Genomic DNA, 20,075 nt, shown 5'->3' with positions numbered 1-20,075 from the left:
GAAGGACCGGGCCTCCGCTCCGACGCCCGTCCGGCCCCCGCGCCCCGCGCGCGCTCTTGCCGCGAACGCGCGCAAAGCGCCGTCGGCTTTGCTTGGGAGGGGCGCGGAGCGGGCCGCATCGAGCGGCCCGCTCCGCGCTTTCAGATGCGTCGTTACGGCGATGCGGGGAAGCGCGCGAAGAAGCTCCAGGCTTCCTCGGCGGCGCTGATCACGTTCGTGTGCGGGCCCATCAGCGCTTCGCCGAGCGGGCCGGGGTTGTCGCCGGGCCAGCCGTGGCCGGCCCGTTCGAGCTTCCACAGCTCGACGGGGGCCGCCGTGGGGCACTTGCCCGCGATGCGGATCGCGGTGTGCTCGCCGTCTCCGTTGCGTGCGGGTGCGGTCTTCCGGGCCAACTCCTTGCCCGGGCCGCTGCAGCCGTTGCGCTTCTCCCAGGCTTGCAGGCCGGCGACGACCGGCTCGTGGTGGATGGTCTGCCCGGTGATCGACTTGTTATTTCCGCCGGCGAAGAGCGCGCGGGGGTCGTGCACGCTGTGGATGTGGAGCACGGGCACGGGGCGGCTCGGTGCGAACTCGCTGCGCAAGTTCATCGCGCCGGCGACGGGCGCGATCGCGGCGACGACGTCTGCGGCCTCGGCGGCGAGCCGGTAGGCCATCATCGCGCCGTTGGAGTGGCCGGTCGCGAAGACGCGCGCGCGATCGATCGGCGCGCGCTCGGCGGCGTCCTCGATCACGCGCTTCGCGAAGCCGACGTCGGCGGCCTTGTTCTCCATCGCCCACGCGCAGCAGCGCCCCGCGTTCCACGTGAAGAGGCGGCGCAGGCGCGGCGGGATCGGGAGGTTCGGGTTCTTCGACGCGGGGCCGGTGCCGTTCGGGTACGCGACCGCGAATCCCGCGCGATCCGCCACCGCGTCGAGCCCGGCGTAGGCCTGAAAGCCCTCCGCATTTCCACCGCCGCCGTGGAAGGCGAGCACGAGCGGCAGCGCCGATCCCTTCGCCGCGGCGGGCGGGAGGTGGAGCACGTAGCTGCGCGCGAGGCGCTGGTGCGGGAAGGCGCGAGAGTGGTCGCCGGGCGCAAGGCGCTCTTTCGCGGCGATCGGAGCGGCGAGCGCGGTGAGCAGCGCGAACGCGAGTGCGCGAGTCATCGAGTCTCCTCGGCGGCGCGCGCATCGTAAGTCGATCCGCAGCGGATTCGCGCGCGAACGCCGCGGCTATCGTGCCGCGCCTCATGGCGGACGCAGGCTTTCTCGAATCGTTGCGCGCGCTGATCGGTGACGTGGGGCTCGCTGCAGCCGCGCTCGGGCTGCTCGCGGCGGTTGCGCTGATCACATCTCGCATTCGGCGGAGCCCCGCCGCGCCGCCAGCTACTCAACAAGCTCAGGCATCGCCCGCCGCCGCGGAACCGCAGATCGCTCCGCCGGCGCCGGAGCACGCCGAGGCACTCGCAGCGCCTTCGGAGCGTGCGATCGCCGCGATCTCGCCTGAGCCGCGGGTCGAGGCGGCTGCGGAGCCCGCGCCGCCGCCTGCCGTCGTCCCCGCGCCTCCTCCGCGCGCGTCGCTGCGGGAGCGGCTCGCGCGCACGCAGGCGGCGCTGATCGGCCGCGCGCTGCAGCTCGTCGGCGCGCGCACGCTCGACGCGGAGCTCGAAAGCGAGCTCGAAGCGCTGCTGTTCACCGCCGATCTCGGCGTGAAGACCGCGGAGGATCTGCTCGCGCGCGTCAAGAAGGAGGCGACCGGCGGCAGCGCGGAGCAGGTGCGCGCGGTGCTGCGCGGCGCGATCGCGGAGAAGCTGCGGCGCGTCGAGCCGAAGGGCGAGGCGCTCGCGACGCACGCGAAGCCGCACGTGATCGTCGTGCTCGGCGTGAACGGCAGCGGCAAGACCACGACGATCGGCAAGCTCGCCGCGCGCTACCGCGCCGCCGGCAAAACCGTGTTGTTAGGGGCGGGCGACACGTTCCGCGCCGCGGCGCGCGAGCAGCTGCAGACGTGGGGGCAGCGCGCGGGCTGCGAGGTGATCGCCGGCGCCGACGGCGGCGATCCGGCGGCGGTGGCGTTCGACACGGTGAAGGCCGCCGTCACGCGCGGCGTCGACGTCGCGATCGTCGACACCGCGGGCCGCCTCCAGACGAAGGCGCCGCTGATGCAGGAGCTGGCGAAGATCGTGCGCATCGTCGGCCGCGAGTGCCCCGGCGCGCCGCACGAGACGCTGCTCGTGCTCGACTCGAACACGGGGCAGAACGCGATCTCGCAGGCGCGCGAGTTCACGCAGGCCGCGGGCGTCACGGGCATCGTGCTCACGAAGCTCGACGGCACGGCGAAGGGCGGAGTGATCGTCGGCCTCGCCGACGAGTTCGGAATTCCGGTGAAGTTCGTGGGCGTGGGCGAGGGCGTCGAGGATCTACGCGACTTCTCGGCGGACGAGTTCGTCGAGGCGCTCTTCGAAGCCTAATCACCCGCACCGCAGGAGGTCCCGATGCCCGCTCGCTTCGTCATGGCGCTCGATCAGGGCACGACTTCCTCGCGCGCGATCTTGTTCGACGAGCGGGGCGCGGTCGTTGCGGTCGATCAGCACGAGTTCACGCAGCACTTCCCGCAGCCGGGCTGGGTGGAGCACGACCCCGCGGAGATCTGGGAGACGCAGCTGCGCGCGGCACGCGGCGCGCTCGCGAAGGCCAGCGCGAGCGCGAGCGACGTCGCGGCGATCGGCATCACGAACCAGCGCGAGACGACCGTGGTGTGGGACCGCGCGACCGGGGAGCCGATCCACCGCGCGATCGTGTGGCAATCGCGGCAGACGGCGCCGATCTGCGATCAGCTGCGAGCGCGCGGGCTCGTCGACGAAGTGCGGCGCAAGACCGGCCTCGTGATCGATGCCTACTTCAGTGCGACGAAGGTGCGTTTCATTCTCGACGCGGTGCCCGGCGCGCAGGCTCGCGCGGAGCGCGGTGAGCTCGCGTTCGGCACGATCGACACCTGGCTGATCTGGAAGCTCACGCGCGGGCGCGTGCACGCGACCGAGCCGAGCAACGCCTCGCGCACGATGCTCTACGACATTCACGCGCGCGCGTGGGACGCGGGTTTGTTGGGCGAGCTGCGCATCCCGCGCGCCGTGCTGCCCGAGGTGCGCGACTCGAGCGGCAGCTTCGGCGAGGCGGACCCCGCGTGGCTCGGCGGCGCGATCCCGATCGCGGGCGCCGCCGGCGATCAGCAGGCCGCGCTGTTCGGGCAGGGCTGCTTCGCGCCGGGCCGCGCCAAGAACACCTACGGCACGGGCTGCTTCCTGCTGATGAACACGGGCCGCGAGGCGCCGCTCTCGAAGAGCGGCCTCGTGACGACGATCGCGTGGGGCCTCGGCGGCGCAGTCGAGTACGCGCTCGAAGGCTCGATCTTCGTGGCGGGCGCCGCGGTGCAGTGGCTGCGCGACGGCCTCGGCATCGTCGCGACCGCCGGCGACAGCGAGGCCGCCGCGCGCTCGGTGCCGGATACCGGCGGCGTCTACCTCGTGCCCGCGTTCGTCGGCCTCGGCGCGCCGTACTGGGACGAGCGCGCGCGCGGCACGATCGTCGGCCTCACGCGCGGCACGACGCGCGCGCACGTGATCCGCGCGACGCTCGAGTCGATCGCCTACCAGAGCCGCGACGTGGTCGACAGCTTCGCGGCCGATGCGGGCGTCGCGCTCGAAACGCTGCGCGTCGACGGCGGCGCCTGCCAGAACGATTGGCTGATGCAGTTCCAGGCCGACGTGCTCGGCGTGCCGGTGCGCCGCCCGCCCGTGCTCGAGGTCACTGCGCTCGGCGCCGCCGCGCTCGCGGGCCTCGCGGTCGGATTTTGGCGCGATCGCAGCGCGCTCGAAGCCGCGACCGGAACCGGCGCGCGCATCTTCGAGCCGCGCATGGGCCGCGATCAGCGCGAGAGCCTCTATGCCGGCTGGAAGCGCGCGGTGGAGCGCTCGCGGGGGTGGGAGCAATGACGCCGCGTTTCGAGGCGCGAGCGGCCAAGAGGGGTCAGGCCCCAATTGGCCTGTCGCCTCGGCGTTCCATGGAGCGGAACACGTGAAGGTGATTGCGCATCGCGGCGCCTCGGGGGAACGGCCCGAGAACACGATGTCGGCGTACCGGCTCGCGGTCGCGCAGCGCGCGGACATGATCGAGATCGACCTGCATCGCACACGCGACGGGGCGATTCCGATCACGCACGACGCCACGCTCGAGCACCTGGGGGGCCGCGGCGAGATCGCCGATGCGACCCTCGCCGAGGTGCGTGCGCTGGATGCGGGCGGCGGCGAGCGCGTGCCGCTGCTGCACGAAGTGCTCGACGAGCTCGCGCCGCAGATTCCCTTCAACCTCGAGCTGAAGATCGGCGCGCGCGGCTCCTATGCGGGCCTCGAAGCGGCGACGCTGGCCGAGGTAAACCGCCGCGGGCTGCTCGCGCAGACGCTGTTCTCCTCCTTCTACGACGATGTCCTGGCGGAGCTACGCAGGCAGAGCGCAGCTGCGCGGCTCGCGCTGCTGATTTCGCGCAACTCCGCGACGAGCTGGGTGCAGCGTGCGCGCTCGCTCCGCGCCGAGGCGCTGAACCCCGAGCTCGCGCAGGTGACGCCCGAGCTCGTGCACGCCGCCCACGGCGAGGGCCTCGCGGTGTACGTGTTCACCGTGGATCCCGAGGATCAGATGCGGCGAATGCGCGACCTCGGCGTGGACGGACTCTTCACGAACTACCCCGCGCGGCTCCGGCGGATCCTCCAGAGCGGCTGAGCCGCAGCTTTTGCGGCCGAAGTTCCGTTGACGCTGTTTTTTGGCTCGCATACGATGCCGAGCCGGAAAAGCCAAGGACTCTCGCGGACTTCCGTGAGCCCTCGGCCGACCGTGCAGCGATCCGGGCCGCGAGTTCGACACCCCCTGACAAGTGCTCGATGTGTGAGCGCGCGCAGCGGTGTGCCGAGCGACCAAACCGGACGCCGCGTCATCTGCGCGATTCACCTTGCGAACTCCCCAACAACTCGGACCTGACTCGATGAGCGAACGCGCCCAGAGCCACTGGCCCAAGCAAGGTCTCTACGACCCGGCTTTCGAGAAGGACGCCTGCGGCGTCGGCTTCGTGGCCAATGTGCGTGGGACGAAGTCGCACGACGTCGTCGAGAAGGGCATTCGCGTGCTCGAGAACCTCGAGCATCGCGGCGCCTGCGGCTGCGATCCCGACTCCGGCGACGGCGCCGGGCTGCTCGTGCAGATCCCCGACGCGTTCTTCCGCCGCGAGCTCGCGAAGCAATCGCAGGAGCTGCCGGCGCCGGGGCAGTACGCAGTCGCGATGGTGTTCGTGTCGCAGGATGCATCAGCGGCGGCGCGCCAGGTCGAGTTGTTAGAGAAGACCGTCGCCGCCGAGGGGCAGCGCGTTCTCGGCTGGCGCGAGGTCCCGACGCACCCCGAGACGATCGGTCGCCTCGCGCGCGCCGCGGCGCCGCGCGTGCGCCAGCTCTTCATCGCCGCGCAGGGCGAAGCCGCGCGCGACCAAGACGCGTTCGAGCGCAAGCTCTACGTGATTCGCCGCGTCGCGGAGAGGGCGATCCTCGCCGAGCACGCGGGCAAGCACTTCTTCTACGTGCCGAGCCTCTCGAGCCGCACCGTCGTCTACACGGGCATGCTCGTGCCGCGGCAGATTCGCGGCTTCTTCCCCGATGTCGTCGACGCCGACTTCGCCTCCGCGCTCTGCCTCGTGCACTCGCGCTACTCGACGAACACGCTGGGCGCGTGGGACCTCGCGCATCCGTTCCGGTACCTCGCGCACAACGGCGAGATCAACACGATCAAGGGCAACCAGAACTGGATGCGCGCGCGCGAGGGCACGCTCGCGTCGAAGGCGTTCGGCGCCGATCTGCCGAAGCTGTTCCCGATCATGCGCGATGGCGGCTCGGACTCGCAGCGCATGGACAACGTGCTCGAGTTCCTCGTGCGCACGGGCCGCGAGCTGCCCGAAGCCGTGTTGATGATGATCCCGGAGGCGTGGGAGAACCGGGACGACATGGATCCCGCGCTCCGCGCTTATTACGAGTTCCACTCGTTCTTGATGGAGCCGTACGACGGGCCCGCGGACATCGTGTTCTCCGACGGGCGCGTGATCGGCGCCGTGCTCGACCGCAACGGCCTGCGCCCCTCGCGCTACACGGTCACCAAGGACGGCCTCGTCGTGATGGCCTCCGAAGTGGGCGTGATCGACATCGCGCCCGAGAACGTGCTGCTGAAGGAGCGCCTGCACCCGGGCCGCATCTTCTGCGTCGACCTCGAGCAGGGCCGCATCCTCGACGACGCGGAGATCAAGCGTCGCTACGCCGCGAAGCAGCCGTACAAGAAGTGGGTCGACGAGAATCGGGTGCTGCTCTCGCAGCTGCCGAAGCCGGCGAGCGTGGCGCCCGCGCTGAACGACGCGGATCGCACGCGCCTCCAGCAGGTGTTCGGGTACACGAGCGAGGACCTGCGCTTGTTACTGGCGCCGATGAGCGTCGAGGGGAAGTGGCCGATCGGGAGCATGGGCGAGGACGCGGCGCTCGCGTGCCTCAGCGACCGCCCGCAGATGCTCTACCGCTACTTCAAGCAGCTGTTCGCGCAGGTCTCCAATCCGCCGATGGACTCGATCAACGAGCGGCCGGTGATGGCGCTCTACTCGACGCTCGGCGCCGAGGGGAACCTGCTGGAAGAGACTCCCGCGCACGCGCGCATGGTGCGCGTGGAGCATCCCGTCATCACCGACGAGGAGCTCGAAAAGCTGCGCGAGCTCGACCGCCCGGGCCTGAAGAGCACGACGCTCGCGTGCGTGTTCAAGGCGAGCGAGGGCGGCGCTGGCCTGAAGAGCGCGCTCGACCGGCTGTGCGCGGAGGCGGAACGAGCTGTCAGGGACGGCGCGAGCATCCTGATCCTCTCGGATCGCGGCGTGTCGCAAGACCTCGCGCCGATTCCGATGCTGCTCGCGACCGGCGCCGTGCATCACCACCTGATTCGCAAAGTGCTGCGCACGCGCTGCGGCATCGTGTGCGAGACGGGCGAGGCGCGCGAAGTCGCGCACATGGCGCTGCTGATCGGCTACGGCGCGGGCGCGATCAATCCGTACCTCGCGTTCCAGACGCTCGACGAGGTCGTCGCCGATGCCACCTACGTGCCGGCAGGCTTCGATCCCGCCGTCGCGCGCAAGAACTTCATCAAGGCCTGCGACAAGGGCCTGCTGAAGACCTTCGCGAAGATGGGCATCTCGACTCTGTACTCGTATCGCGGCGCCCAAATCTTCGAGGCGGTCGGCATCGATCGCGAAGTGGTCGAGCGCTGCTTCGCGGGCACCGCGTCGCGCGTTTCGGGCGTCGGCTACGACGTGCTCGCGAAGGAAGCGGCGCTGAAGCACGCGCGCGCCTTCCCGGGCGACTCGTTCGTGTACCCCGAGCTTGACCCGGGCGGCCTGTATCAATGGCGCACGCGCGGCGAGCGGCACACGTTCAACCCCGACACCGTGTCGCTGCTGCAGATCGCCGTGAAGCGCGGCAATTACGAGGACTACAAGGCGTTCTCGAAGGCGGCCGACGCCGACACGGAGAACGCGTCCACGCTGCGGGGTCTGTTCCGCTTCAAGCCCGATCGCGCGCCAGTGCCGCTCGCCGAGGTGGAGCCTGCGAACGAGATCGTGAAGCGCTTCTGCACGGGCGCGATGTCGTACGGCTCGATCTCGCTCGAAGCGCACCAGACGCTCGCCGTCGCGCTGAACCGGCTCGGCGGCAAATCGAACACCGGCGAAGGCGGCGAGGACCCCGATCGCTTCACGCCCGATCCTAACGGCGACTCGCGCCGCAGCGCGATCAAGCAAGTCGCGTCGGGCCGTTTCGGCGTGACGAGTTGGTACCTCGTCAACGCGGACGAGCTGCAGATCAAGATGGCGCAGGGCGCGAAGCCCGGTGAGGGCGGCGAGCTGCCCGGCCACAAGGTGAACGAGACGATCGCGAAGGTGCGGCACTCGACGCCGGGCGTGGGCCTGATCTCGCCGCCGCCGCACCACGACATCTACTCGATCGAAGACCTCGCGCAGCTGATCTACGACCTGAAGAACGCGAATCGGAAAGCGCGCGTGTCGGTGAAGCTCGTGTCGGTGTCGGGCGTGGGCACGATCGCGGCGGGCGTCTCGAAGGGGCGCGCCGACGGCGTGTTGATCAGCGGCCACGACGGCGGCACCGGCGCTTCGCCGCTCGCGTCGATCAAGTACGCGGGCATGCCGTGGGAGATCGGGCTCGCGGAGACGCAGCAGACCCTCGTGCTCAACGATCTGCGCGGGCGCATCAAGGTGCAGACCGACGGGGGCCTGAAGACCGGCCGCGACGTCGTGATCGCTGCGTTGTTAGGGGCCGACGAGTACGGCTTCGCGACCGCGCCGCTCGTCGCGCTGGGCTGCATCCTGATGCGCGTGTGCCACCTCAACACGTGCCCGGTCGGCGTGGCCACGCAGGACCCGGTGCTGCGCAAGCGCTTCGCGGGCACGCCGGAGAGCGTGGTTCGCTACCTCACCTTCATCGCGGAAGAGACGCGCGAGCTGATGGCGCAGCTCGGCTTCCGCAGCGTGAACGAGATGATCGGCCAGGTGCAGTGCCTCGATTCCGAACGCGCGCTCACGCACTGGAAGGCGAAGGGCCTCGATTTCAGCGAGCTCTTCTACAAGCCCGATGTAAAGCACGCGGTCTACAACAGCGGGCGCCAGAACCTGATCGACGATCTCGAGCGCGTGGCGGACATCGGGCTGCTGCGGCTCGCCGAGCCGGCGCTCGCGCGCGGCGAGAAAGTCGTGATCGAGCGCGACATCCACAACACGGACCGCACGCTCGGCACGATTCTCGGCTCAGAGGTCTCGCGGAAGTACGGCGAAGCGGGGCTGCCCGAAGACACGATCGTGATCAAGCTGAAGGGCAGCGCGGGCCAAAGCCTCGGCGCGTTCTGCACGAACGGCCTCACGTTCGAGGTCGAGGGCGAGACGAACGACTACGCCGGCAAGGGCCTGTGCGGCGGCAAGATCATCGTGAAGGTGCCGCGCGCGGCGACCTTCGAGCCGTCCGAGAACATCATCACCGGCAACGTCGTGCTGTATGGCGCGACGAGCGGCGAGGCGTACTTCCAGGGCGTCGCGGGCGAGCGCTTCTGCGTGCGCAACAGCGGCGCGACCGCGGTAGTGGAAGGCGTAGGCGACCACGGCTGCGAGTACATGACGGGCGGCGTCGCGGTGGTGTTAGGGAAGACGGGGCGCAACTTCGCGGCGGGCATGAGCGGCGGCATCGCCTACGTGTTCGACGAGGACGGCTCGTTCCCGTCGCGCGTGAGCCCGGAGACCGTCGACCTCGACCCGATGACGGACGAAGACTTCGAGACGCTGCGCCGACTCGTGCGCCGGCACCGCGACTTCACGCGCAGCAAGAAGGCCGACGACATCCTGCGCAAGTGGGACGCGCTCGCGAACAAGTTCGTGAAGGTGTTCCCGAAGGACTACAAGCGGGCGCTCACGGACCGCATCGCGTCGGGGTCCGGCAATGGCTGACGCACGCGGATTCCTGAAGCACGGGCGCGAGAAGACGCACTACCGCGCGGTCGAGGAGCGGGTCGGCGACTACCGCTGCGTGCAGGAAGACTTTCCGCTCGAGAAGACGAAGGAGCAGGCCGCGCGCTGCATGGATTGCGGCGTGCCGTTCTGCAACAACGGCTGCCCGCTCGGGAACATCATCCCCGACTTCAACGACCTCGTGTTCCGCGACAAGTGGGAAGACGCGCTCGCGCGGCTGCACAGCACGAACAACTTCCCCGAGTTCACCGGCATGGTGTGCCCCGCGCCGTGCGAGCAGGCGTGCGTGCTCGGCATCAACCAAGACCCCGTCGCGATCAAGCAGGTCGAGTGGGAGATCGTCAGGCGCGGCTGGGAGGAAAAGTGGATCGCGCCGGTGCGCCCGGCGCGCCGCAGCGGCCGCTCGGTCGCGGTGATCGGCTCGGGGCCCGCGGGCCTCGCGGCCGCGCAGCAGCTGAATCGCGCGGGCCACACCGTCACGCTGTTCGAGAAGGCGGACCGGGTGGGCGGCCTGCTCCGCTACGGGATTCCCGACTTCAAGCTCGAGAAGAGCGTGATCGATCGCCGCCTCGAGCAGATGCGCGAGGAAGGCGTCGCCTTCCAGACGGGCGTGCACGTCGGCGTGGACTACTCCGTCTCCGATCTGCGCAAGAACTTCGACGCGGTGCTGCTGTGCACCGGCGCGGAGCTGCCGCGCGATCTCGGCGTGCCCGGGCGCGATCTCGCGGGTGTCCACTTCGCGATGGACTTCCTGCCGCAGCAGAACCGGCGCGTCGCGGGCGACGCGGTGCCCGAGCGCGAAGCGATCCTCGCGACGGGCAAGCACGTCGTGATCCTCGGCGGCGGCGACACGGGCTCCGACTGCATCGGCACCTCGCACCGCCACGGCGCGAAGTCGATCACCTCGATCGAGCTGTTGCCGCAGCCGCCGGAGGGGCGGCACACGTCGGAGCCGTGGCCGCAGGCGAAGAAGTACTACTTCAACGTGTCGAGCTCTCACGCCGAGGGTGGAGAGCGCGCGTACTCGATCGCGACCAAGCGGCTCTCGGGAACCAACGGCCGCGTCGAGAAGCTGCATGCGGTCCGCGTCGAGTTCGAGCGCGACTCGCTCGACCGGCCGCTGATGAACACGCTGCGCGAGGTGGGCCCCGAGTTCGAGATGCCTGCGGACCTCGTGCTGCTCGCGATGGGCTTCCTCGGACCCGTGCAGGACGGGCTCGTGAAGGGCCTCGGCGTCGCGCTCGATCCGCGCGGCAACGTACGCGCGGACGTGAAGAGCTTCGCGACCAGCGAGCCTGGCGTGTACGCAGCCGGCGACTGCCGGCGCGGGCAGTCGCTCGTGGTGTGGGCGATCTGGGAGGGTCGCGAGGCCGCGCGCGCGGTCGACGCGTACCTCACGGGCGCATCGCGGCTTCAGTCCCGTCACGCGTTCGTCTGAGACGCCGGTCACTCCTCCGACGGAAGCGGGCGCGACCGGACAGCTCCGGGCGCGAGCGTGCGTGATAGGATCGCGCGAACCGGAGGCGGGCATGGCCGATCGCGCCGCGCGCGCGGATGCAGCGCAGTTCGAGCGTCTCGAGGCGCTCGTGCGCGAGCTCATCGCCCGCCACGAAGCGCTGTCGGCGGAGGGCGCGCAGCTGAGGGCGCGCGCCGCGGATCGCGAAGCGCGAATTAAGGCACTCGACGCGAAGCTCGTCGAGCTGAATCACGCGCGCCGCGATGCGGCCAAGCGCATCGACGAGCTGGTGGCGCAGATCGAGCGCATCGAGGAAGAAGTGACGCGCCGGCTCGGTGCAGTGGCGGCCCGCGAATGAAGGACGCGCCGAAGCGCACCGTGCAGGTGAAGATCCAGGGGCGCAGCTACCGCATTCGCGCCGAGGGCGAGGCCGACGCTGGTTCGGTGCACCGGGCCGCAGCGCTCCTCGACGAGACGATCGAGCGCGTGCGCATCCGCGCCGGCACTGTCGACAGCGTGGACGTGGCGGTGCTCGCGGCGCTCAACATCGCGAACTCGCTGGTCTCGGAACGAGACGGAGGCGGGAGCAACGCGTCCGGTGCGCGCGTCGGAGAGCTGATCGCGCTGCTCGAGGATGCCCTCGCGCCCCGACGAGGCGCGCCCGCCTGAGTGCAGCGGAAGCCAAGCGCGCATTGCGGGCGCGCATGCTGGCGGCGCTGCGTGCCATCTCGCCGGAGTCGCGCGCCGAGTTCGCCACGAGCGCTTGCGCGCGCGTGGTGGCGCTGCCCGAGTTTTCCGCGGCGCCTCGCGTGGCCGTGTACGCGGCTCTGCCCAGCGAGCTCTCGGTCACCGCGGTCGCCTCGGCAGCCGCGGCGCAGGGCAAGGAGCTGCTCTGGCCGCGCCTCACGCCTGACGGTGTGCTCGAGCTCGCGGCAGCGCGAGGCGACGAGCTCGTTCCGAGCGACCGAGGTTTCCTCGCTGCGCCGGCCGATCGTGCGCCCGCGCGGCTCCTCCCTGCGGATCTGCTCCTCGTTCCCGGCGTTGCGTTCACGAGGACCGGCGCGCGGCTCGGACGTGGCGGTGGCCACTACGACCAGCTGATCGCGGAGGCGCCCGGCACCGTCACGGTCGGCGTCGCGTTCGATATACAACTCGTTCGCGAGGTCCCGCTGGAGCCGCACGATCGGCCCGTCGATCTCGTGATCACTCCGAGCGGCGTGTGGAGGACGAAGTGAGCGAAGTGGCCCGCGAAGTCGAGCGGCAGCTCGAACGCATCCGGCGCGGGAGCATCGACTTCGTCGGTGAGGCGGAGCTGCGCGTGCGGCTCGGGGAAGCGATCGCGAACGGACGGCCCCTCCGTGTGAAGCTGGGCGCCGATCCCTCGGCACCCGATCTCCACCTCGGCCACCTGGTCGTGCTCGAGAAGTTGCGCGCATTTCAGGAGCTCGGGCACACGCCGATCTTCCTGATCGGTGATTTCACTGCGCGCATCGGAGATCCCACGGGCAAGAAGAAGACGCGGCCCGCGCTCGACGAGGAGGCGATTCGCGCGAACGCGAAGACCTACGTCGACCAGGTGCGGCGCGTGCTCGACGTCGACCGCGCGGAGATTCGCTTCAACAGCGAGTGGCTCGGGCGCATGACGCCGGCGGACTTCGTGCGCTTGTGCTCGAAGTACACCGTGGCGCGCATGCTCGAGCGCGACGACTTCGCGAAGCGATATCGCGAGGGGACGCCGATCTCGGTGCACGAGTTGTTGTACCCGCTCGTGCAGGCCTACGACTCGGTCGCGCTCGAAGCGGACATCGAGCTCGGCGGCACCGACCAACTCTTCAACCTGCTCGTCGGCCGCGAGATCCAGAAGGACTATGGGCAGCGCCCGCAGGCGATCCTGACCTCGCCGCTCCTCGTCGGGCTCGACGGCACCGAGAAGATGTCCAAGAGCCTCGGCAACACGATCGGGCTCACGGACGCGCCGGCCGACGCGTTCGGCAGGGTGATGAGCATTCCGGACGCGCTGATCGCGGAGTGGGCGAGGGTGCTCGGGTTCGGCGAGTGGGACGACCTCGCGCGGGAGGCTGGCGCGAGCACGGCGCCGATGGAGACGAAGCGCGAGCTCGGGCGGCGAATCGTGGCTCGGCTGCACGACGGCGCTGCGGCAGACGAGGCAGAGGCCCACTTCCGGAGGGTCGTGCAGCACGGCGAGCGCCCGGAGGAGATCCCCGTCATCGCGGTGAGCAGCGCAGACGCGTCGGGCGTCGGCCTGGTCGAGGTGCTTCGGCAAGCGTTTACGCTCGCGTCGAACGGAGAGGCCCGCCGGCTCGTGGCTCAGGGGGGTGTTCAGATCGACGGTGCGGTCGAGAGGGACGTCGCTCGCCGGCTTTGCCGGGGGCGGTTCACGATCCGCGCGGGACGGAGGCGATTCGCCGAGGTTCACATCTCCTAGCCCCGCGGGGCCTTCGTGAAAAAAACCCTCGGCAGGCTTGACGCTCAGTTCGTTCCCACTAATTTGCCGCTCCCGCTGACGCCGGTGGACAACATCGCCGACCGGCAACAGCGAGCCGTATCCCCTCAATGGGGAACCTTTTGTCCGAAAGATCCTGAACAGGTCTCAACGGACTTCGCTCGATCTTTGAAAACCGAATGACGTGCAGGAAATCGGGCGGGCTCTTCGGAGTCCGCGCGATGCGAACGGGCAAACGTCAAACAAATCAATCGGCGATCAGGTTGCTTCGGCAACCGATCGCCATTCCGAATAACGGAGCGTGGCACTTCGGTGCCTGCTCTGTGCCAAGTTCAAACTGGAGAGTTTGATCCTGGCTCAGAACGAACGCTGGCGGCGTGCTTAAGACATGCAAGTCGTGCGAGAAAGTTCCTTCGGGAGCGAGTAAAGCGGCGCACGGGTGAGTAACGCGTGGGTAATCTGCCCGAAGGTCTGGGACAACCCCGGGAAACTGGGGCTAATACCGGATGAGACCACGTTGTCTGCGGACAGCGCGGGAAAAGGTGGCCTCTGCTTGCAAGCTACCGCCTACGGATGAGCCTGCGTCCCATTAGCTAGTTGGCGGGGTAACGGCCCACCAAGGCGAAGATGGGTAGCTGGTCTGAGAGGACGACCAGCCACACTGGAACTGAGACACGGTCCAGACTCCTACGGGAGGCAGCAGTCGGGAATTTTGGGCAATGGGCGAAAGCCTGACCCAGCGACGCCGCGTGAGGGATGAAGGCCTTCGGGTCGTAAACCTCTGTCGGAAGGGGCGAAAGGTACTCGGGCGAATAGGTCGAGTGCTTGACGGTACCTTCAAAGGAAGCGCCGGCTAACTCCGTGCCAGCAGCCGCGGTAATACGGAGGGCGCAAGCGTTGTTCGGAATTACTGGGCGTAAAGCGCGTGTAGGTGGCCTGAAAAGTCGGGTGTGAAATCCCGGAGCTCAACTCCGGAACTGCATCCGATACTGCCAGGCTCGAGTCTCGGAGAGGATGGCGGAATTTCCGGTGTAGAGGTGAAATTCGTAGATATCGGAAGGAACACCAGTGGCGAAGGCGGCCGTCTGGACGATGACTGACACTGAGACGCGAAAGCGTGGGGAGCAAACAGGATTAGATACCCTGGTAGTCCACGCCGTAAACTGTGGGTGCTAGACGTCGGAGGTATTGACCCCTTCGGTGTCGAAGCTAACGCATTAAGCACCCCGCCTGGGGAGTACGGCCGCAAGGCTAAAACTCAAAGGAATTGACGGGGGCCCGCACAAGCGGTGGAGCATGTGGTTCAATTCGAAGCAACGCGCAGAACCTTACCTGGGCTTGACATCCGCGGAATCTCTCGGAAACGAGGGAGTGCCTTCGGGAGCCGCGAGACAGGTGCTGCATGGCTGTCGTCAGCTCGTGTCGTGAGGTGTTGGGTTAAGTCCCGCAACGAGCGCAACCCCTGCCAATAGTTGCCACCAGTTAGGCTGGGCACTCTATTGGGACTGCCGGTGTTAAGCCGGAGGAAGGTGGGGACGACGTCAAGTCCTCATGGCCTTTATGCCCAGGGCTACTCACGTGCTACAATGGCCGGTACAAAGGGCTGCCAACCCGCGAGGGGGAGCCAATCCCATAAAGCCGGTCTCAGTTCGGATTGGAGTCTGCAATTCGACTCCATGAAGGCGGAATCGCTAGTAATCGCGGATCAGCATGCCGCGGTGAATACGTTCCCGGGCCTTGTACACACCGCCCGTCACACCACGAAAGCTGGTTGCACCAGAAGCCGGTGACCCAACCGCAAGGAGGGAGCCGTCCAAGGTTCGACTAGTGATTGGGGTGAAGTCGTAACAAGGTAGCCGTAGGGGAACCTGCGGCTGGATCACCTCCTTTCTAGGGAGATGCCGGCTCGACTCGCTCGAGCTAGGCAACCTAAGTCAAGTCGGCCAACAGACTCTGTGAATCCCGGGTTCTCCTGGTGACTCGTTCAATCGGGGCAGAGTTGGCCGATCCGTTCGCAACTGCACGTCATTCGTTTTTCGGGGACCGAGTTTGGAGCGGTCGCTCGAGCGGGTCGCTTTCGGGGCCTGTAGCTCAGTTGGTTAGAGCGTCCGCCTGATAAGCGGGAGGTCGGCTGTTCAAATCAGCCCAGGCCCACCACCGCCGGCCCTGACCTGGGGCTGTAGCTCAGCTGGGAGAGCGCGGGCTTTGCAAGCCTGAGGTCGTCGGTTCGATCCCGATCAGCTCCACCATTCGGTCACGTCTTCATTCATGCCGGTGATTTGCCGGTGCTGCCCCCTACAGGCGGTGGGTCGTGAGACTCGAAGGGTTCCGGTCTTTGACAATCGAATAGCTTTCTGGGTCCAAGCGAAGAGTTAATGCAGTGCCTTGGCAGCACGAAAGCGAATCTGGATTCGCTTCTCTGCGAATGAACGAACCAATTTTGGTCAAGCTACGAAGAGCAGACGGTGGATGCCTTGGCGCCAGGAGACGACGAAGGACGTAGGTAGCAGCGAAATGCTCCGGGGAGGCGCAAACCATCCTTTGATCCGGAGATGTCCGAATGGGGAAACCCGGTCGGGGTCAAGCCCGATCGTCACGCCCTCGAATTCATAGAGGGTGCGAAGTCAACCCGGGGAACTGAAACATCTAAGTACCCGGTGGAACGGAAATCAACCGAGACTCCCCTAGTAGCGGCGAGCGAACGGGGATCAGCCTAAACCGGCGAGAGGAAACTCTTTCCGGGGTCGTGGGACTCCGATGTGGGACCGCTGTGGGTAACGGAACGACCAGAAAAGTCGGCCGAAGAGGGTGATAGCCCCGTACGTAAAACCCGGCAGTGGCTCTAGGAGTATCCCGAGTACCGCGAGGCACGTGGAACCTCGTGGGAATCTGGGTGGACCATCATCCAAGGCTAAGTACTACCTGGCGACCGATAGTGAACCAGTACCGTGAGGGAAAGGCGAAAAGAACCCCGGTGAGGGGAGTGAAAAGATCCTGAAACCGTCTGCTTACATACAGTGGGAGCACTATGGTGCTTGCACCAAGTGTGACTGCGTACCTTTTGTTTAACGGGTCCGCGAGTTACTCCTCAGCAGCATGGTTAAGCCGATAGGCGTAGCCGTAGCGAAAGCAAGTCTGAATAGGGCGACGAGTTGCTGGGGGTAGACCCGAAACCAGGTGATCTACCCATGGCCAGGTTGAAGCTCGGGTAAAACCGAGTGGAGGACCGAACCGTAGTAGGTTGAAAACTACCCGGATGAGCTGTGGGTAGGGGTGAAAGGCCAATCAAACTTGGAGATAGCTGGTTCTCCCCGAAATATATTGAGGTATAGCCTCGTGCGATCACCATCGGAGGTAGAGCACTGGATGGGCTAGGGGCCCCACCAGGTTACCGAACCCAACCAAACTCCGAATGCCGATGAGTGCAGCACGGGAGTCAGACTGCGAGCGCTAAGGTTCGTAGTCGAGAGGGAAACAACCCAGACCGCCGGTTAAGGTCCCTAAGTTCGCGCTAAGTGGGAAAGGAAGTGGGAGCGCTTAAACAACCAGGAGGTTGGCTTAGAAGCAGCCATCCTTTAAAAAGTGCGTAATAGCTTACTGGTCTAGTGAACCCGCGCCGAAAATGTAACGGGGCTCAAGCGCGACACCGAAACTGCGGGATCTATGAAGCCTCGGCTTCGTAGATCGGTAGGGGAGCGTTCCAATTGCCTGTGAAGCCAGATCGAGAGAACTGGTGGAGGCCTTGGAAGTGCCTATGCGGACACGAGTAGCGATAAAACAGGTGGGAAACCTGTTCGCCGTAAGCCCAAGGGTTCCTGGGTCAAGCTAATCTTCCCAGGGTCAGTCGGTCCCTAAGCTCAGGGCGAAAGCCGTAGGCGATGGGAAACGGGTTAATATTCCCGTACCACTAGATATCCGTTCGACCGAAGGGGGACGGAGAAGGGTAGTCGAGCCACCTACTGGATGGTGGTGAAAGCCGGTAGGCGGGCAACGTAGGAAAATCCGCGTTGCCGTTAACGCCGAGAGGTGAGACTGAACGAACTTCGGTTCGCCAAGTCGATGACCCCATGCTCCCGAGAAAAGCCTCGTAGGGAGGATGTCTGGTGACCGTACCGTAAACCGACTCAGGTGGGCGGGCAGAGAATGCCAAGGCGCTTGGGAGAACTCTGGTCAAGGAACTCGGCAAATTGACACCGTAACTTCGGGATAAGGTGTGCCTGAGTTCGTGAAGGGATTCACTCCTCGAGCGAATTCAGGCTGCAGAGAGCAGGGGGTAGCGACTGTTTACTAAAAACACAGGACTCTGCGAAGTCGAGAGACGACGTATAGGGTCTGACGCCTGCCCGGTGCTGGAAGGTTAAGGGGACTTGTCAGCCGCAAGGCGAAGCGATGAACCGAAGCCCCAGTAAACGGCGGCCGTAACTATAACGGTCCTAAGGTAGCGAAATTCCTTGTCGGGTAAGTTCCGACCTGCACGAATGGCGTAACGACTTCCCCACTGTCTCGACCAGAGACTCAGCGAAACTGAATTGCCGGTGAAGATGCCGGCGACCCGCGGCAGGACGAAAAGACCCCGTGCACCTTAACTACAACTTCGCAGTGATCGTCGGTTCAGTATGTGTAGGATAGGTGGGAGGCTTTGAAGCCGGGACGCTAGTTTCGGTGGAGCCAACGTTGAAATACCACCCTTATTGTGCTGCCGATCTAACCTAGGCCCGTCATCCGGGCCGGAGACACTGCGTGGTGGGTAGTTTGACTGGGGCGGTCGCCTCCCAAAAAGTAACGGAGGCGCGCGAAGGTTCCCTCAGGCTGATTGGAAACCAGCCGTAGAGTGCAAAGGCATAAGGGAGCTTGACTGCGAGACAAACAAGTCGAGCAGGTGGGAAACCAGGTCTTAGTGATCCGGTGGTTCTGAATGGAAGGGCCATCGCTCATCGGATAAAAGGTACGCCGGGGATAACAGGCTGATCTCCCCCAATAGTTCACATAGACGGGGAGGTTTGGCACCTCGATGTCGGCTCGTCGCATCCTGGGGCTGAAGCAGGTCCCAAGGGTTTGGCTGTTCGCCAATTAAAGCGGCACGCGAGCTGGGTTTAGAACGTCGCGAGACAGTTCGGTCTCTATCCGCCGTGGGCGCAGGAGACTTGAGGAGCGCTGTCCCTAGTACGAGAGGACCGGGATGGACGAACCGCTGGTGTACCGGTTGTTCCGCCAGGAGCACCGCCGGGTAGCCATGTTCGGATGAGATAACCGCTGAAAGCATCTAAGTGGGAAACTCACTCCAAGATGAGGTCTCCCGGGACGCAAGTCCCCTAAAGGGCCGTCGAAGACCACGACGCAATAGGCCGGAGGTGGAAGCGCAGTAATGCGTGAAGCTGACCGGTACTAATCGCCCGTGAGGCTTGACCACTCGCCTCGTGCAATGCCCGCACTGTGACCTCTTTGTGCGGACCCAGAAATCTATTCGGTTGATCGAAGATCGATTTGATATTTCCCACCGTCCATAGAGCAGGGGCCACACCCGTTCCCATTCCGAACACGGAAGTTAAGCCCTGCTTCGGCGATGGTACTGCCGGGCTTCCCGGTGGGAGAGTAGCTAGACGGTGGGATCTCTTTGAGCGGCGCTGACTCGCGCAAGTGAGTCAGCGCCGTTTCACTTTTCGGCCTCGAGGTAGCGCGCCATCTCCCACGCGCGTATCGCCTCGCGCGCTGCATCCGTTCCGGGCGGGGCGTGGAGATCGACGCTCGTCGCGCGTGCGGGAGTCCTGAGCCCGATTCGACGCGCGCGGCTCACCTCCCCGACCCACTGCAGCACCGGCCCTTCGCTAGCTCGGGGCGCCGCGCCGTCGACCCAGGCGCCGATCGCCCCGCGCAGATCGCTGAGCGCGAGCAGCGGCGGCACCTCCGGCCCGGCGCCTCGCACCACCAGAGGTACGCGTGTCTGCGCGTCATCGAGCGCCTGGCCGTGGCCGAGCGTGCGGTTCTCGTAGAACGACTGGCCGTGGTCGCCCGTCACCACGACGATCGTGCTCACCCCGAGCGCGCGGTCCGCACGCGAGAGCAGCTCGCCGATCGCGCGGTCGACATTCGCGGCCGCATTCTCGTAGGCATGCAGCACGCGATCGCGATTCTCCGGGCGAATCTCACTCCGGGAGAACGAGCGCACGCCGACGATGTCGTCGAGCTCGGAGTGCCAGTACGGAAAGTGCGTGTCGACGAGATTCACGTACAGGAAGAGAGGCGCGCTCGATCTGCGCGCATCGAGATACTCGCCAACTCGCTGCATCACCGTCTTCCACGACACCTGGAGGCTGATCGGCTGCGCTGATCGCGACGTTCTCCGTGCCACGTCCTGACGCGCATCGTAGAAGTGGCTCGCACGCTCGATCCCGAGCCGCGCCTCTTCCCCCGCGACCTCGTCGTGCTGCCCCGAGAACCAGGCCACCTCGTACCCCCGCTGACCTGCTGGCCGATTCTCGGACCGACTGATTCTTGAGAGAGAATGGCTTCCGACGGAAAGGAAGCCCCCATGAAGAAGAGTCGGTTTACGGAAGAGCAGATGGTGAAGATTCTGCGCGAGGCGGA

11 protein-coding genes, 2 tRNA genes and 3 rRNA genes are annotated in these 20,075 nt (G+C 66.5%); 14 read left to right on the top strand and 2 right to left on the bottom strand.

All coding sequences use genetic code 11. The features are described 5' to 3' along the window. Positions 1–152: 152 nt before the first annotated feature. Positions 153–1,142, bottom strand: a complete 990-nt coding sequence (locus FJ091_12685) for a hypothetical protein (protein ID MBM4384205.1) — start codon at positions 1,140–1,142, stop codon at positions 153–155. 83 nt (positions 1,143–1,225) lie between these two features. On the opposite strand from FJ091_12685, the gene ftsY reads away from it, so the two are divergent. From ftsY to rrf, 14 genes are all read left to right on the top strand, one after another. After that, entirely contained in the window at positions 1,226–2,446 is a 1,221-nt protein-coding gene (gene ftsY, locus FJ091_12680; GenBank protein ID MBM4384204.1) for a signal recognition particle-docking protein FtsY, read from the top strand. A 24-nt stretch (positions 2,447–2,470) separates the two neighbouring features. Then, entirely contained in the window at positions 2,471–3,967 is a 1,497-nt protein-coding gene (gene glpK, locus FJ091_12675) for a glycerol kinase GlpK (GenBank protein ID MBM4384203.1), read from the top strand. Between the two features lie 82 nt (positions 3,968–4,049). Next, the gene (locus FJ091_12670) at positions 4,050–4,751 is read left to right on the top strand and encodes a glycerophosphodiester phosphodiesterase (protein ID MBM4384202.1); all 702 of its coding nucleotides are present in this window, start codon (positions 4,050–4,052) and stop codon (positions 4,749–4,751) included. 259 nt (positions 4,752–5,010) lie between these two features. Further along, positions 5,011–9,549: a glutamate synthase large subunit gene (gltB, locus tag FJ091_12665; GenBank protein ID MBM4384201.1), complete on the top strand. Its 4,539-nt coding sequence runs from the start codon at positions 5,011–5,013 to the stop codon at positions 9,547–9,549. Next, on the top strand, positions 9,542–11,008 hold the full coding sequence (locus tag FJ091_12660; protein MBM4384200.1) for a glutamate synthase subunit beta: 1,467 nt from the start codon (positions 9,542–9,544) through the stop codon (positions 11,006–11,008). Before gltB ends, FJ091_12660 begins: the two co-directional genes overlap by 8 nt. Before the next feature lie 91 nt (positions 11,009–11,099). Further along, on the top strand, positions 11,100–11,384 hold the full coding sequence (locus tag FJ091_12655) for a hypothetical protein (GenBank protein MBM4384199.1): 285 nt from the start codon (positions 11,100–11,102) through the stop codon (positions 11,382–11,384). Then, positions 11,381–11,695, top strand: coding sequence for a cell division protein ZapA (locus tag FJ091_12650; protein ID MBM4384198.1), 315 nt, complete (start codon positions 11,381–11,383; stop codon positions 11,693–11,695). Before FJ091_12655 ends, FJ091_12650 begins: the two co-directional genes overlap by 4 nt. A gap of 35 nt (positions 11,696–11,730) precedes the next feature. After that, positions 11,731–12,261 (top strand): 5-formyltetrahydrofolate cyclo-ligase, encoded by a 531-nt coding sequence (locus tag FJ091_12645; GenBank protein MBM4384197.1) that lies wholly within the window; start codon positions 11,731–11,733, stop codon positions 12,259–12,261. Between the two features lie 5 nt (positions 12,262–12,266). Further along, positions 12,267–13,472, top strand: a complete 1,206-nt coding sequence (locus FJ091_12640; GenBank protein MBM4384196.1) for a tyrosine--tRNA ligase — start codon at positions 12,267–12,269, stop codon at positions 13,470–13,472. Between the two features lie 352 nt (positions 13,473–13,824). After that, positions 13,825–15,380, top strand: a 16S ribosomal RNA gene (locus FJ091_12635). A gap of 190 nt (positions 15,381–15,570) precedes the next feature. Next, a tRNA-Ile gene (locus tag FJ091_12630) sits at positions 15,571–15,647 on the top strand. A gap of 16 nt (positions 15,648–15,663) precedes the next feature. Continuing rightward, positions 15,664–15,739, top strand: a tRNA-Ala gene (locus FJ091_12625). A gap of 193 nt (positions 15,740–15,932) precedes the next feature. Further along, positions 15,933–18,900, top strand: a 23S ribosomal RNA gene (locus FJ091_12620). Between the two features lie 83 nt (positions 18,901–18,983). Beyond that, positions 18,984–19,099: ribosomal RNA gene (gene rrf, locus FJ091_12615) — 5S ribosomal RNA — on the top strand. Together the 16S, 23S and 5S rRNA genes with 2 tRNA genes alongside form the textbook arrangement of a ribosomal RNA operon. Positions 19,100–19,143: 44 nt before the next feature. Here rrf and FJ091_12610 read toward each other — a convergent pair. After that, entirely contained in the window at positions 19,144–19,935 is a 792-nt protein-coding gene (locus tag FJ091_12610; protein MBM4384195.1) for a sulfatase-like hydrolase/transferase, read from the bottom strand. Positions 19,936–20,075: the final 140 nt, after the last annotated feature.

Source organism: Deltaproteobacteria bacterium, from assembly GCA_016875395.1.
In the GTDB taxonomy this organism is placed as follows: Bacteria; Myxococcota_A; UBA9160; order UBA9160; family UBA6930; genus VGRF01.
Note: the sequence above shows the minus strand (reverse complement) of the source record. Positions and strands in the feature narration are given on the sequence as shown.